The organism is Dyella kyungheensis (assembly GCF_016905005.1).
In the GTDB taxonomy this organism is placed as follows: Bacteria; Pseudomonadota; Gammaproteobacteria; order Xanthomonadales; family Rhodanobacteraceae; genus Dyella; species Dyella kyungheensis.
The window spans coordinates 141,188-154,970 of record NZ_JADIKC010000004.1; the positions used below are offsets into that span (position 1 = coordinate 141,188).

At 64.0% G+C, this 13,783-nt stretch carries 14 protein-coding genes and 1 pseudogene; 12 read left to right on the top strand and 3 right to left on the bottom strand.

From position 1 onward, the window contains the following. Nucleotides 1–115 precede the first annotated feature (115 nt). Nucleotides 116–1,624, top strand: a complete 1,509-nt coding sequence (locus ISP20_RS10610; RefSeq protein WP_204636066.1) for a peptide MFS transporter — start codon at nt 116–118, stop codon at nt 1,622–1,624. 49 nt (nt 1,625–1,673) lie between these two features. Here the strand turns inward: ISP20_RS10610 and ISP20_RS10615 are convergent, their stop codons facing one another. Next, on the bottom strand, nt 1,674–2,162 hold the full coding sequence (locus ISP20_RS10615) for a MarR family winged helix-turn-helix transcriptional regulator (RefSeq protein WP_046972790.1): 489 nt from the start codon (nt 2,160–2,162) through the stop codon (nt 1,674–1,676). 83 nt (nt 2,163–2,245) lie between these two features. On the opposite strand from ISP20_RS10615, the gene hppD reads away from it, so the two are divergent. Beyond that, nucleotides 2,246–3,343: a 4-hydroxyphenylpyruvate dioxygenase gene (gene hppD / locus ISP20_RS10620; RefSeq protein WP_204636067.1), complete on the top strand. Its 1,098-nt coding sequence runs from the start codon at nt 2,246–2,248 to the stop codon at nt 3,341–3,343. A 47-nt stretch (nt 3,344–3,390) separates the two neighbouring features. Here hppD and ISP20_RS10625 read toward each other — a convergent pair whose 3' ends face one another. After that, complete coding sequence (locus ISP20_RS10625) at nt 3,391–3,786, bottom strand: DUF5362 domain-containing protein (protein ID WP_204636068.1); 396 nt, start codon at nt 3,784–3,786, stop codon at nt 3,391–3,393. A gap of 139 nt (nt 3,787–3,925) precedes the next feature. Between ISP20_RS10625 and hmgA the strand changes: the two genes are divergently transcribed. The 9 genes and pseudogenes from hmgA (at nt 3,926) to tpx (ending at nt 11,939) form a co-directional block, all read left to right on the top strand. Then, nucleotides 3,926–5,227: a homogentisate 1,2-dioxygenase gene (gene hmgA, locus ISP20_RS10630; RefSeq protein WP_204636069.1), complete on the top strand. Its 1,302-nt coding sequence runs from the start codon at nt 3,926–3,928 to the stop codon at nt 5,225–5,227. 4 nt (nt 5,228–5,231) lie between these two features. Then, the gene (locus ISP20_RS10635) at nt 5,232–5,798 is read left to right on the top strand and encodes a lectin (protein WP_204636070.1); all 567 of its coding nucleotides are present in this window, start codon (nt 5,232–5,234) and stop codon (nt 5,796–5,798) included. A gap of 23 nt (nt 5,799–5,821) precedes the next feature. Continuing rightward, complete coding sequence (locus ISP20_RS10640; RefSeq protein WP_204636071.1) at nt 5,822–6,808, top strand: fumarylacetoacetate hydrolase family protein; 987 nt, start codon at nt 5,822–5,824, stop codon at nt 6,806–6,808. Between the two features lie 119 nt (nt 6,809–6,927). Beyond that, nucleotides 6,928–8,328: an oxygen-independent coproporphyrinogen III oxidase gene (gene hemN, locus ISP20_RS10645; RefSeq protein WP_204636072.1), complete on the top strand. Its 1,401-nt coding sequence runs from the start codon at nt 6,928–6,930 to the stop codon at nt 8,326–8,328. A gap of 376 nt (nt 8,329–8,704) precedes the next feature. Continuing rightward, a pseudogene (locus ISP20_RS21600) lies at nt 8,705–8,965 on the top strand (multicopper oxidase domain-containing protein); the annotation flags it as partial. A 152-nt stretch (nt 8,966–9,117) separates the two neighbouring features. Beyond that, entirely contained in the window at nt 9,118–9,951 is an 834-nt protein-coding gene (locus ISP20_RS21605; RefSeq protein ID WP_239535659.1) for a c-type cytochrome, read from the top strand. Beyond that, nucleotides 9,920–10,720, top strand: a complete 801-nt coding sequence (locus ISP20_RS10655; RefSeq protein ID WP_338030988.1) for a formylglycine-generating enzyme family protein — start codon at nt 9,920–9,922, stop codon at nt 10,718–10,720. The genes ISP20_RS21605 and ISP20_RS10655 overlap by 32 nt, the downstream gene beginning before the upstream one ends. A gap of 8 nt (nt 10,721–10,728) precedes the next feature. Beyond that, nucleotides 10,729–11,298, top strand: a complete 570-nt coding sequence (locus tag ISP20_RS10660) for an SCO family protein (RefSeq protein ID WP_204636073.1) — start codon at nt 10,729–10,731, stop codon at nt 11,296–11,298. Between the two features lie 140 nt (nt 11,299–11,438). Beyond that, on the top strand, nt 11,439–11,939 hold the full coding sequence (tpx, locus tag ISP20_RS10665) for a thiol peroxidase (protein ID WP_204636074.1): 501 nt from the start codon (nt 11,439–11,441) through the stop codon (nt 11,937–11,939). 168 nt (nt 11,940–12,107) lie between these two features. Here the strand turns inward: tpx and gap are convergent, their stop codons facing one another. Beyond that, nucleotides 12,108–13,121, bottom strand: a complete 1,014-nt coding sequence (gene gap, locus ISP20_RS10670; protein ID WP_204636075.1) for a type I glyceraldehyde-3-phosphate dehydrogenase — start codon at nt 13,119–13,121, stop codon at nt 12,108–12,110. A 187-nt stretch (nt 13,122–13,308) separates the two neighbouring features. Between gap and ISP20_RS10675 the strand changes: the two genes are divergently transcribed. Continuing rightward, the gene (locus ISP20_RS10675) at nt 13,309–13,779 is read left to right on the top strand and encodes an OsmC family protein (protein ID WP_204636076.1); all 471 of its coding nucleotides are present in this window, start codon (nt 13,309–13,311) and stop codon (nt 13,777–13,779) included. Nucleotides 13,780–13,783 lie beyond the last annotated feature (4 nt).

Genomic DNA, 13,783 nt, shown 5'->3' on the forward strand with positions numbered 1-13,783 from the left:
GGGCACGGAATGGTGCGGTGCATTTGACGGGCTCGGCCGCGGCCGGTTACATGTCGATATCGCAAGAAATTTCGATGTCGGCAGATCAGCGCCGACCCTGCCTTCCGGGAATTGCATGAGCCAGACCACCAACGCCCCCGCACCCTCGGTGCCCGATTACCCGCAAACCCTGGGGCATCCGCGCCCGTTGTGGATGCTGTTCATGACGGAGTTCTGGGAGCGCTTCGCGTTCTACGGCATCCGCTGGGCGCTGACGCTGTACATCGTGGCCGAGTTCTTCAACGGCGAGGCTTCCGGCCAGGCGTTCGCCAGCCGCACCTACGGCGCCTACCTGGCGCTGGTCTACGCCACGGCCGTGTTCGGCGGCTACGTGGCGGACAAGATCATCGGCTACCAGCGTTCCATCCTGCTGGGGGCCAGCGTGATGGCGGTGGGCCTGTTCATGATCATGTTGCCGAACGAGCAGGTGTTCCTGGTCGGACTGGCCACCATCATCGTCGGCAATGGCCTGTTCAAGCCCAATATTTCCTCGATGGTGGGGCAGCTGTACGAGCAGGGCGATTCGCGTCGCGACCGCGGCTTCACGCTGTTCTACATGGGCATCAACGGCGGCGCGCTGATTGCACCGCTGCTCACCGGCTGGCTGGCGAGTCACTTCACCGATACGCCGATGCAGCAGAACTACAAGCTGGTGTTCGGTGCCTCCGGCGTGGGCATGCTGATCAGCCTGATGTGGTTCTGGTTCGGTCGTCGCCAGCTCCAAGGCGTCGGTCGTCCGGCTCCTGACCAGGCCAACCGCATGCGCGTGGTCTACGTGCTGCTCGGCATGCTGGTGGCCATCCCGGTGTTCTATCTGTTGATGGCCAAGGCCGGTGCGGTGGTGCTGCAGTGGCTGCTCACCGCGCTGTTCGTTGGCGTGGGCGTGATGCTGGTGATCGAGGCAGTGCGCACCGGCCGTGTGCAGGTGCATCGTGTGATCGCGATGCTGATCATTTTCGCCTTCAACGTGCTGTTCTGGATGTTCTTCGAACAAGCCGGCAGCTCGTTCAACTTCCTCGCCCAGAACATCGTGAACCGCAACATGTTCGGCGGCTGGGAATTCCCGGTGGGCTGGTTCCAGTCGGTGAACCCGGTGGCCATCGTGGTGCTGGCGCCGATCGTGTCGCTGGCCTGGGGCTTCCTCGACAAGCGACGCATGGAGCCGTCCATTCCGCGCAAATTCGGCCTGGGCCTGCTCGGCAACGCGCTGGGTTTCGTCGTGCTGATGTATGCGTTGGACGAGCTGGTCAGTAGCGACGGCCTGATTCCGTTCTGGCCGCTGGCGCTTTGCTATGTGCTGCAGACCGCCGGCGAGCTGTGCCTGTCGCCGATCGGCCTGTCGATGACCACCAAGCTGGCGCCCACCCGACTGGTGGGCCTGGCGATGGGCGGCTGGTTCCTTTCCACCGCCATTGGCAACAACCTCTCGGGCTTGTTCGCCGGCCACATCAGCGGCGAGAGCGGCATGACCGTGGCCTCGGCGCTCAGCGGCTTCACCTTCAGCTTCTACCTGCTGGCGGGGGCTGGCGTGCTGTTGTTCCTGATCGCGCCGCTGATCAATCGCTTGATGCACGGCGTGAAATGACCGCCGCTGGATGAACACCGGGGAACGAAAGGCGTCCTTTCGTTCCCCGTTACTTCGGCTCGATTGCCTGCAGCTTGTCCAGGATGCGCACCAGCCAGCTGCGTTCCTCGTCGTCCAGTTTGGACAGCAGGTTGCGCTCATGCTCGCGGGCCATCGGCGCCACCACTTCATGGATGGCCCAGCCGGCCTCGCTCAGGCCCAGCACGGAGCGGCGCTTGTCGCCGTCGTGGATGGCCCGGGTCACCCAGCCGGTCTCCACCAGCTTTGAGAGCGCGCGGCTCACGGCCACCTTGTCCATCAGGGTGCGCTCGGCTACCTCGCGGGCGGACAGGCCGTCGAAGCGCGCCAGCACCGCCATCACGCGCCATTCGGTCATGCTCAGGTCGAATCGGCGCTGGTAATCGTCGGCAATGGCCTGGCTGACCGCGTTGGACAGGATGGAGAGCCGGTAGGGCAGGAAATGTTCCAGCTCCAGCGGCGCGTGGTCGGGGTGGTGTTCGTCGGGCACTGCTGCGGCGCTCCTTGCAAATGGTTTCATATGTAACTATAACGTGAGGCTTATGAGGATGGTCGCACGCTTAGGCGTAGGCCATCTGAGCACCGATCCATCAGGAGAGCCCCATGAGTGCGCAGCCCAATCTTGGCATGCAGGTCACCACGTTCGAAAACCCCATGGGTATCGACGGGTTCGAATTCGTCGAATTCGCCGCACCGGCCGGTCGTGGCCACGAGCTGCACACCCTGTTCAAGAAGATGGGTTTCAGCGCCGTGCTCAAGCACAAGTCGCGTCCGATCACGGTCTATCGCCAGGGCGGCGTGAACCTGCTGGTCAACGAAGACCCCGAATCCTATGCCGCCGAATTCGCCCAGGCCCACGGCCCGTGCGCGGCCGGCTTCGCCATCCGCTTCCAGAAGCCGTCCAAGGACGTGCTCGGCGTCGTGCTCGGCAACGGCGGCGAAGCAGTGAACCCGAAGGCCGAAGCCACCAAGGCGGTGAACGCGCCGGCGGTGAAGGGCATCGGCGATTGCATGCTGTATCTGATCGATCGCTACGGCGACAAGGGCAGCATCTACGACGGCGACTACGAGCCGATCGCCGGAGCCGAGCAGAACCCGAAGGGTTTTGGCCTCACCTTCATCGACCATCTCACGCACAACCTCTACTTCGGCAACATGCAGAAGTGGTCCGATTACTACGAGCGCCTGTTCAACTTCCGCGAGATCCGCTACTTCGACATCAAGGGCGCCAAGACCGGCCTGGTGTCCAAGGCGATGACGGCGCCGGACGGCATCGTGCGCATCCCGCTGAACGAGTCGAGCGATCCGAAGTCGCAGATCAACGAATACCTCGACGCGTACCACGGCGAGGGTATCCAGCACATCGCGCTGTTCACCGACAACATCTACGAGACGGTGGAAGCGATGCGCGCGACGGGGGTGGAATTCCTCGATACGCCGGACACGTACTTCGACGTGATCGACATGCGCATTCCCAACCATGGCGAAGACGTGCCGCGCCTGGCCAAGAACAAGATCCTGATCGATGCCGACCTGGAGACCAAGCAGCGCAAGCTGCTGCAGATCTTCACCCAGAACAACATCGGCCCGATCTTCTTCGAGATCATCCAGCGCAAGGGCAACGAGGGCTTCGGCGAAGGCAACTTCCAGGCGCTGTTCGAGTCGATCGAACGCGACCAGATGAAGCGCGGTTTCCTGTAAGCACATCGGCATCGTGGCCGCCGCAAGGCGGCCACGATGCATCGGGATCAGTGCGGAAACGTGCCGTTCTTCATCATGGCGGCGAACATCGCGCCGAAGAAGATGAAATACAGCACGACAACGACGATGCCGACCAGGTACAGCACGCCCTGGATGATGAAATAGGTGCGCAGGCGGGCGAGGGATTCCTTCAGCGCGCTGGAATCGCCGGTCAGCTGGGCTCGTTCGATCGCGCTGGAGGCCTGCATCAGCAGCACACCCGTCCAGATGGGCAGCCAGGCGATGACGATGCCGACGATGGTGAGGGCGGTAACGGCCCCCTGGATGATGAACATGATGCCCACGAACTTCATCCATCCCTTGCCCGAGGCAAGCGGCTGGCTGAGATCCTGGACGGAGTGGTTCGCGGTGGCCTGGCCCAGCGAAGAGTACGAGTCGGACATGCGGTTTCCTTGTGATGTCGTTGCAATAGAGAACAACGCCTCTTCCATCGGGTGAGGCGGCCAACATTCGTAAGGCAAGAGTAATAGGATCGCGAGGGTTGTATACGCCCCCGCCTCTTGGGCAGATTGCGGAGCTTCTATGTCAGCCAGCAAACACCAGCAGTACTTGTCAGGTTTTGCCAACGAATTCGCCACCGAGGCTTTGCCCGGTGCGCTCCCCGAGGGGCAGAACTCGCCGCAGAGCGCACCGCATGGCCTGTATGCGGAGCAGATTTCCGGCACCGCCTTTACCGCCCCGCGGCACAGCAATCGCCGCAGCTGGCTGTATCGCATCCGCCCCGCGGCCATGCATCACCCGTTCGAGGCGATGCCTGCAGGATGCTTCCACAACCGCTTCAACGAAGTCCCAGCCAACCCCAACCAGTTGCGCTGGAGCCCGTTCCCGCTGCCCAGCGAGCCGACCGATTTCCTCGATGGCCTGTTCACCGTGGCCGGCAATGGCGGCGCGGCAGACCAGACCGGCGTGGGCATCCATGTGTATGCCGCCAACCGCTCGATGAAGGGGCGCTTCTTCTACAACGCCGACGGCGAAATGCTGATCGTGCCGCAGCAAGGGCGCCTGAAACTGGCGACCGAGATGGGCATCATCGAGCTGGAACCGTTGGAAATTGCGGTGATCCCACGCGGCGTACGTTTTCGCGTCGAACTGCTGGACGACACCGCGCGCGGCTACATCGCCGAGAACTTCGGCGCGATGCTGCGCCTGCCCGATCTGGGCCCCATCGGCAGCAACGGCCTGGCCAACCCGCGCGACTTCCTCACGCCGGTGGCGGCGTACGAAGACGTCGAAGGCAAGTTCGAGCTGGTGGCGAAATTCCAGGGCAACCTGTGGCGCGCCGCCATCGATCATTCGCCGCTGGACGTGGTGGGCTGGCACGGCAACTACGCACCGTACAAATACGATCTGCGCCGCTTCAACACGATCGGCTCGATCAGCTTCGATCATCCCGATCCGAGCATCTTCCTGGTGCTGCACTCGGCCAGCGACACGGAAGGCGTGAGCAACATGGATTTCGTGATCTTCCCGCCGCGCTGGCTGGTGGCGCAGCACACGTTCCGCCCGCCGTGGTTCCATCGCAACATCGCCAGCGAGTTCATGGGTCTGATCACCGGCGAATACGACGCCAAGGCCGAAGGCTTTTCGCCGGGCGGCGCCTCGCTGCACAATTCCATGACCGGTCACGGTCCCGACGCAGCCACCTACGAGAAGGCGTCGACGCGCGACCTGTCGCAGCCCGACGTCATCGCGGGCACCATGGCCTTCATGTTCGAGACGCGCCGGGTGATTCATCCGACCAGGCAGGCGCTCGATTCGCCGGAACTGCAGGGCAATTACATCGAATGCTGGCAGGGCATCCACAAGCATTTCAGCGGGAGTTGAGGCGATGACGCTGCGTCGGTTCTGCCTGTTGTCGCTATGCGTGATGCTCGCATCGTGCCAGTCGCACGACGAGGCACCGGCGCAAGCGCCTGCGTCGGCCGCAACCACCTCCACAGATCAGGGCGCGCCGACTCAGGCCCGTTGGCAGGGTTTCGGCGACATGCGCTTTGGCATGGACGAGGCGGCCTTCCGCAAAGCCTGGAGCGGCGAGTTGAAGGGCGGGGCGGAGGCGGGATCCGATTGCGCGATGTACGCTCCGGTGTGGGCGAAGACGCCCTTCGAGCTCACCTTCATGCTCGAGCACGGCCGTTTTGTTCGTTACGACGTGCGTGGCGACAAGGAGACGGCGCCGGGCGGTGGCAAGGTCGGCATGGCCAAGGCGGACGTGATGGCGCTGTACGCGGGCAAGGTGCGGCAATGGACGTCCAAGTACGATGCGACGGCCAGCGTGTTCCGTGTGGATGGTGAGAGCGGTGCCGTGCTGATCTTCGACATCGGCGCCGACGGCAGGGTAAAAGCGTGGCGCGTGGGCGTGCCGCCACAAATCGATTACGTGGAAGGGTGCAGCTGAGTGCGGCCCGTTGGAGCGATAGCATGAAACTGGGTTCATTGAAGGAAGGCGGTCGCGACGGCACGCTGATCGTGGTCAACCGCGCGCTGACGCAGGCCGTCAAGGCCAGCGGCATCGCTCCCACGCTGCAGGCCGCGCTGGACGACTGGTCGAGCACGGCGCCGCGCCTGAATGCGCTGTACGAAGAACTGAACAACGGCGCCGCCAAGGACGCGTTTGCACTCGACATGCACGCGCTTGCTTCGCCGCTGCCGCGCGCCTACGAGTTCGTCGACGGCAGCGCCTACCTGCCGCACGTGGAGCGCGTGCGTCGCGCACGCGGCGCCGAAGTGCCCGAATCGTTCTACACCGATCCGCTGATGTACCAGGCGACCAGCGCCGGTTTTCTCGGCCCGCGCGATCCGGTGGTGGTGCCCAGCGAGGATTACGGCATCGACCTGGAAGCCGAAGTGGTGGTGATCACCGACGACGTGCCGATGGCGGTGACGCAGGCACAGGCCGCGGCGCACATCCAACTGGTCGGTATCGTCAACGACGTGTCTTTGCGCGGCCTGATTCCCGGCGAACTCGCCAAGGGTTTCGGTTTCCTGCAATCGAAGCCGCGCTCCGCGCTGTCGCCCGTGTTCGTGACGCCGGACGAACTGGGCGATGCCTGGCAGGACGAGAAGCTGCACCTGCCGATGCGTACCTGGCTCAACGGCAAGTGGTTCGGCGAAGCCGAATGCGGCGTCGACATGCAGTTCAATTTCGCGCAGCTGGTGGCCCACGCGGCGAAGACGCGTCCGTTGACCGCGGGCACCATCGTGGGCTCGGGCACCATCGCCAACGAAGACACCGGCAAGGGCGCTTCCTGCCTGGCCGAGCAGCGCACGGTGGAAACACTGCGCGATGGCAAGCCGAGCACGCCGTTCCTGAGCTTCGGCGACAGCCTGCGCATCGACGTGACCGATGCCTCGGGCGCGTCGATCTTCGGTTCGATCGAACAGGCCATCGCGCCGCTGAAGCGCTGACGACGGGCGTGCAATCCGCGCGGCATCCCCTCCTGATGCCGCGCGGGATCGAGCAAAATGCCGCAGCACCCTGATTCGCATCAGCCCGGCGATCATGTCCCGCGGCGATACTGCCGCGCATGCGCACGAACATCACCGTTCCGGAATTCGATCCCGTTCTGGTCGCCCGCTACGACGTCGCGGGTCCACGCTATACGAGCTATCCGACCGCGCCGCAATTCCACGCAGGCTTCGATGAAGCCGCGTTTCGCGAAGTCGCCACCGCCTCCAACGAGGGCGAGTCGCCGCGACCGCTGTCGCTCTACGTGCACGTGCCGTTCTGCTTCAGTCCGTGTTTCTACTGTGGATGCACGCGCGTCATCACCCGCGACGTCACCCGGGCCGATCGCTATCTCGATCATTTGCGCCGGGAAATCGCGCTGGTGGGTTCCCTGTTCGACCGCAAGCGACCGCTGCTGCAGCTTCACCTGGGCGGCGGCACGCCGAATTTTCTCGATGCGCCGCGCATGGAAAGGCTGGTCGGGGCGTTGGAGAGCAGCTTCTCCTATCGACGAGAAGGGCAACGCGAGTACGGCATCGAGATCGACCCACGCTATGCCGATGGCCGCTACGTGCGCGATCTGGCTGCGCTTGGCTTTAATCGTTTGTCTGTCGGGATCCAGGATTTCGATGCTGAGGTACAAGTAGCGGTCAACCGTATTCAGAGCGTGGCGCAGACGCGCGAGGTCATCGAGGCGGCGTGCGATGCAGGCTACGGCTCGGTGAGCGTCGACCTGATCTACGGCCTTCCCAGGCAGACGCTTGCCGGTTTCGCGCAGACGTTGGACGAGGTCATCGCACTCGCACCCGATCGTATCGCCGTCTACGGGTACGCCCACATGCCGCACCTGTTCAAGGCGCAGCAGCAGATCGACGCTGCCGAGTTGCCCGGTGCGGCCCAGCGCCTGGCACTGTTCGGGCAGGCCTTCCGCATGTTGTGCGAGGCGGGCTACGTCTACGTGGGCATGGATCATTTCGCCCGCGCCGATGACGAATTGGTGCGGGCGCAACGGACGGGGACGCTGCAGCGCAATTTCCAGGGCTATTCCACTCATGGCGATTGCGACATCGTCGGTCTCGGCGTGAGTTCGATCAGCCGGGTCGGTGCCAGCTACAGCCAGAACGCGCGTGACCTGATCGGTTACGAAGCGGCGCTGGACGCAGGACGGCTGCCCGTCGCTCGCGGGCTCATGCTGAGCGGCGACGATGTGGTGCGGCGCGAGATCATCGGCGAACTGATGTGTCATGGCGAGCTGGAGATGCCGCGTTTCGGCGCACGCCACAAGCTTCCCTTTGCGGAAACGTTTGCTGCCGAACTCGGTCGCCTGGCGCGATGCGCCGACGATGGCCTGGTGACCATCGACGACTCTTCGATACGCGTCACCCCGCGCGGTCGCCTGCTGTTGCGCAATGTCGCCATGTGTTTCGATGCGTATCTCGACAGGCCGTCCGAAGCCGCTCGCTATTCGCGCACCATCTGACGGGCGGCTGCGTGGCGTGTTGCCGCATGAGGCACTCGACCGCCGTCATCACTGATGTCGGTCAAGTCGGCAAGAAATCGCGCTCCCTAGTCTGGCGCCAGATTACCGGGAGCGTCACATGTCACGATGGATACCTGCTGTTGCGTTGCTTGCCGGCCTGCTGCCGGCCACCCTCATGGCCGCCGGTGCATCACCTCGGCAAACCGCGCCTAAGAGTGCGGGCACCGCCGTGCAGGCACCGATGGATTTCGGTCCGCCGCAGGGCGAGCCCATCCGCGCCGTGCTGGGTGTGCCACCGAACGTACCGCCGCCGATCCATCGCAACTATCCAGCCAAGGTGATCGTCGAGCTGGAGGTCCAGGAGAAGGAGATGCCGATGTCCGAAGGCGTCACCTATACCTATTGGACCTTCGGCGGCACGGTGCCCGGGAGTTTCATTCGCGTGCGCCAAGGGGACACGGTGGAGTTCCACCTGAAGAATGCGCCCGACAACAAGATGCCCCACAACATCGACTTGCACGGTGTGACCGGTCCTGGCGGCGGCGCTGCATCGAGCTTCACCGCGCCTGGCCACGAATCGCAATTCAGTTTCAAGGCACTCAACGCGGGGTTGTATGTGTATCACTGCGCGACGGCGCCGGTGGGCATGCACGTGGCCAATGGCATGTATGGCCTGATCCTGATCGAGCCGCCGGAAGGTCTGCCGAAAGTGGATCACGAGTACTACGTCATGCAGGGCGATTTCTACACGACGGGCAAGTATCGCGAGAAGGGCCATAGCCGTTCGACATGGATGCGGCGATTGCCGAACATCCGACCTACGTATTGTTCAACGGCCGCGAAGGCGCGCTGGTCGGCGATGGCGCGCTCAAGGCGAAAGTGGGTGAGACGGTGCGCCTGTTCGTGGGCAACGGTGGCCCGAACTTGGTGTCGAGTTTCCACGTCATCGGCGAGATCTTCGACAAGGTGTATTACGAAGGCGGCTCGCACGCGCAGGAAAACGTGCAGACGACGCTGATTCCCGCGGGCGGCGCGATGATGGCCGAGTTTCACGTGGAGGTGCCGGGCACGTACGTGCTGGTGGATCACTCCATCTTCCGCGCCTTCAACAAGGGCGCACTCGGCATGCTGAAAGTGGACGGTCCCGAGGACAAGACGATCTATTCCGGCAAGGAAGTGGATTCGGTCTACCTGGGCGACCGCGCCGGCGACAACCTGCATGCCGTTGCGGCGGCCGCCAAGGCCAATGCAACCGGCACGCTCAGCAAGGACGACCAGATCAAGGCCGGCCAGCAACTGTTCGCGGGCACCTGCTCGGTCTGCCATCAGGCCAACGGTGAAGGCATGGCGGGCGTGTTCCCGCCACTGGCCAAGTCCGACTATCTGGTCAAGGCTGCGAAGGAAAAACTGATCTCGATTCCTCTGCACGGCTTGACCGGTGCGATCACCGTCAATGGCAAGGACTACAACTCCGTGATGCCGCCGATGTCCCAGCTGACCGACGACGAAGTGGCCAACATCCTGACCTACGTGCTCAACAGCTGGGGCAATCCCGGCGGTCAGGTCAGCAAGGACGAGGTGGGCAGGGTGCGTGCGCAAGCTGCCGCGGCCGACCGTCATTGATATCGGTGTGATGCGTCGCTTCGTTGCACTCGCGTGTTGGCTCGGCTGCCTCGATGTGGCGGCAGCGGACTATCTGCCGCTGCCGACCGCGATCTTCAGCAGCGTGCTGCCCGCCGATGGCAAGGCGGCACCGGCATCCATTGCCGCCTTCGCGATGCGGACGGAGCCGGTGACGAACGCGGAGTATCTCGACTTCGTCATGACTCATCCCGCATGGCGCAGGGACAGAATTCCTGCCGTATTTGCCGACCGTACCTACCTCTCGCACTGGGAGAGCGCGGAATCGCTGGGTAGCAAAGCGCTCCCCAGGCAACCCGTGACCCAGGTGAGCTGGTTTGCCGCACAGGCCTTCTGCGAAAGCGAGCACGCGCGCCTGCCCAGCTGGTATGAATGGGAGTACGCCGCCGCCGCGGACGGGCAGCGTGCGGACGCCCGCAGCGATCCCGCCTGGCGCCAGCGCGTGCTGGATTGGTACGGACGTCCCGCGACCACGCCGCTGGCCAGCATTGGGGGTATGCCCGACGTGCACGGCATACGCGACCTCAACGGTCTGGTATGGGAATGGGTCGACGATTTCAACGCCTTGCTGGTGAGCGCGGACAGCCGCGATCAGGGTGACGCCGACAAGGCGAAGTTCTGCGGTGCCGGCGCACTCAGCCTGCAGCAAAAGGAAAACTACGCCACCTTGATGCGCGTCGCGATGCTGTCGGCGCTGAAGGCATCGGATACCACGCGCACGCTTGGCTTCCGCTGCGTGCGCGAACCTTGAGGATCTTCATGAAGCGTTTGCTGTTGTCGCTGCTCCTGGTTGTGTTTGCCGGACACGTGTCGGCCGACGATGCGCTGCCCACCGACTCGGTCTATCAGGCGAACATCGCCCTGGTCGATCAGGCGGGGCAGCCATGGCATTGGAACGAGCGACGCGGGCACGTGCAGATCGTGTCGATGTTCTACACCTCGTGCACCATGGTGTGCCCGATGATCGTGGATACGATGAAGCTCACCGCGCAGCATGTGAGCTCCGACAAGCGCGACCGCCTGCATCTGTTGCTGGTGAGTTTCGATCCGGCAACCGACAGCGTAGCGGTGCTGCGCGACTATGCACGGCAACGCAAGCTGCCGACGCCTGCCTGGACGCTTGCGCGAACCGCCCAACGGGCCGATACCCGGCGAGTGGCCGCTTTGCTAGGCCTGCAATATCGCCAGTTGCCGGATGGCGATTTCAATCATTCCAGCGAACTCGTCCTGCTCGACGCCGATGGGCGCATCGTGGGGCGCACGAGTGAGATGGGCCGGGTGGATCCTGATTTCGTCCGCGCCGTGGAGCAGGCCCTCTCTCGCGAGTAACTCCCTGCACACGGCGATGCCGCCGGCTATCGGCCCCATCGCCTTGCGTGCGGGTGGCCGCCGCCGGAGTGGGTAGGCGTCGAGCGACGGTGAACCCGCTCCCGTGCTTTACTTAAGGGCCCCATCCAACGAGGTGTCCCATGTCCCAAGTCACGCTGAAAGGCAATCCGGTCCAGGTCGATGGCCATTTCCCGGCCCAGGGCGAGGCGGCGCCGGCGTTCTCGCTGGTCGGCAAGGACCTGGCCGACGTCACGCTCGCCAGCTTCGAGGGCAAGCGCAAGGTGCTGAATATTTTCCCCAGCGTCGATACGCCGACCTGCGCCATGTCGGTGCGCCACTTCAACCAGGACGCCAGCCAGCTCGACAACGCGGTGGTGCTGTGCATTTCCGCCGACCTGCCGTTCGCACAGGCGCGCTTCTGTGGCGCCGAAGGCCTCAGCAACGTGGTGACGCTGTCGACGCTGCGCGGCCACGACTTCCTCAAGAACTACGGCGTGTCGATTGCCTCCGGTCCGCTCGCCGGCCTGGCAGCGCGCGCCGTGGTGGTGCTCGACGCTGACAACAAAGTCGTGCACAGCGAGCTGGTCGGGGAGATTGCGCACGAACCGAACTACGACGCGGCGCTTGCCGCACTGGGCTGAGTTGGAGGCGTCGCTCTTTGTGGTAGCCTCGGGTGCGTCAAGCCTGCGGATCGGAGCGTTCTGACCTGGTTGTCGCGCCCAAGGGCGCTCCCACATTGAGTGCTGACATCACTGTTCCAAAAAAAAGCCGGGCATTGCCCGGCTTTTTTTACGACGAGAGAGGCCGGCTTACTTGGCCGCCATCATCGCCACCGTCATGTCGAGCATGCGGTTGGAGAAGCCCCACTCGTTGTCGTACCACGACAGCACCTTCACCAGCGTGCCTTCCATGACGCGCGTCTGGGTGGCGTCATAGGTGGACGACGCCGGGTTGTGGTTGAAGTCGATCGACACCAGCGGCTTGGTGTTCACTGCCAGGATGCCCTTCAGCGCGCCGTTGGCGGCTTCGTTGATCACCTGGTCGATTTCTTCCTTGCTGGTCGGGCGGGCCGCGTCGAACACCAGGTCGACCACCGACACGTTGATGGTCGGCACGCGGATGGCGAAACCGTCCAGCTTGCCGTTGAGCTCCGGCAACACCAGGCCCACCGCGGCGGCGGCGCCGGTCTTGGCCGGGATCTGCGAGTGCGTGGCCGAACGGGCGCGGCGCAGGTCGGAGTGGTAGACGTCCGTCAGCACCTGGTCGTTGGTGTAGGCGTGGATGGTCGTCATCAGGCCGCGCTGGATGCCGATCTTCTCGTGCAGCACCTTGGCCAGCGGCGCAAGGCAGTTGGTGGTGCACGAAGCGTTGGAGATCACTTCCAGCTTGGAGGTGAGCTTGTCGTCGTTCACGCCGATGACGAAGGTGCCGTCCACGTCCTTGTCGCCCGGGGCGGAGATGATCACCTTCTTGGCGCCGGCGGCGAGGTGCGCGCTGGCCTTGGCCTTGGAGGTGAACAGGCCGGTGCATTCCAGTACCACGTCGACGCCCAGGGCGCCCCACGGCAGCTTGGACGGGTCGCGCTCGGCGCACACCTTGATGCGGTCGCCGTTGACGATCAGATCGCCGCCGTCCACCGTCGCGGTGCCCGGGAACTTGCCATGGGCGGTGTCGTACTGGGTCAGGTGCGCATTGGTCTCGGCATCGCCGAGGTCGTTGATCGCAACGATCTGGATCTCGTTGGTGCGACCCGCTTCGTACAGCGCGCGCAGGATGTTGCGGCCAATGCGACCGTAACCGTTGATGGCGACCTTGATTGCCATGGGACAGCGTCCTCCGGTGAGATGACGAAAATGGCGGCTGTGGGGCCGCCGTAAAACCGTCATTTTAGCCTGAACCGGCCGGGCGGTCCCATCCGGGCCCGCAATCACCCGGATGGGGCTGTTCAGCGGGGCCCAGAAGCGCTTGAATCGGCTTTTCTTTCGGGCAGCGCCCGGGCAGGAGATTGGCATGAGCGAGGCAGAACAAAGCTTTGGGATCACCCTGGAGCAGGTGTCGGACTATGAATTCCGGGTGCGCTTCGACGGCACCGCGATTCCCGACCTGATCACCGACGAAACCTCGCCGCTGGGCGGCGATGCCGGGCCCAATCCCACCCACCTGATCGCCACCGCAGTGGCCAATTGCCTGGCGGCCAGCCTGTTGTTCGCGCTGCGCAAGTACAAGAACTCGCCCGGCACGATCGGCGCCAAGGCGAAGCTCAGCATGGCCCGCAACGAGCACGGCCGGCTGCGCGTCACCCACATCGGCGTGGACCTGCAACTGGCCGACAAGGCGGAAGTGCTCGCGCACCTGGACCGTGCGCTGGCCCAGTTCGAGGATTTCTGCATCGCCACGCAGAGTGTGCGCCAGGGCATCAAGGTGGATGTGAGCGTGCACGACGGGGAAGGGAAGCTGCTCCCGCTGCCGGAAGCGGGCTGACCGA

What these genes read in the sequence shown, in the direction of transcription:
- ISP20_RS10610 (WP_204636066.1), top strand. Translation starts at nt 116, where the DNA reads ATGAGCCAGACCACCAACGCCCCCGCACCCTCGGTGCCCGATTACCCG.
- ISP20_RS10615 (WP_046972790.1), bottom strand. Translation starts at nt 2,162, where the DNA reads ATGAAACCATTTGCAAGGAGCGCCGCAGCAGTGCCCGACGAACACCAC.
- hppD (WP_204636067.1), top strand. Translation starts at nt 2,246, where the DNA reads ATGAGTGCGCAGCCCAATCTTGGCATGCAGGTCACCACGTTCGAAAAC.
- ISP20_RS10625 (WP_204636068.1), bottom strand. Translation starts at nt 3,786, where the DNA reads ATGTCCGACTCGTACTCTTCGCTGGGCCAGGCCACCGCGAACCACTCC.
- hmgA (WP_204636069.1), top strand. Translation starts at nt 3,926, where the DNA reads ATGTCAGCCAGCAAACACCAGCAGTACTTGTCAGGTTTTGCCAACGAA.
- ISP20_RS10635 (WP_204636070.1), top strand. Translation starts at nt 5,232, where the DNA reads ATGACGCTGCGTCGGTTCTGCCTGTTGTCGCTATGCGTGATGCTCGCA.
- ISP20_RS10640 (WP_204636071.1), top strand. Translation starts at nt 5,822, where the DNA reads ATGAAACTGGGTTCATTGAAGGAAGGCGGTCGCGACGGCACGCTGATC.
- hemN (WP_204636072.1), top strand. Translation starts at nt 6,928, where the DNA reads ATGCGCACGAACATCACCGTTCCGGAATTCGATCCCGTTCTGGTCGCC.
- ISP20_RS21605 (WP_239535659.1), top strand. Translation starts at nt 9,118, where the DNA reads ATGGATGCGGCGATTGCCGAACATCCGACCTACGTATTGTTCAACGGC.
- ISP20_RS10660 (WP_204636073.1), top strand. Translation starts at nt 10,729, where the DNA reads ATGAAGCGTTTGCTGTTGTCGCTGCTCCTGGTTGTGTTTGCCGGACAC.
- tpx (WP_204636074.1), top strand. Translation starts at nt 11,439, where the DNA reads ATGTCCCAAGTCACGCTGAAAGGCAATCCGGTCCAGGTCGATGGCCAT.
- gap (WP_204636075.1), bottom strand. Translation starts at nt 13,121, where the DNA reads ATGGCAATCAAGGTCGCCATCAACGGTTACGGTCGCATTGGCCGCAAC.
- ISP20_RS10675 (WP_204636076.1), top strand. Translation starts at nt 13,309, where the DNA reads ATGAGCGAGGCAGAACAAAGCTTTGGGATCACCCTGGAGCAGGTGTCG.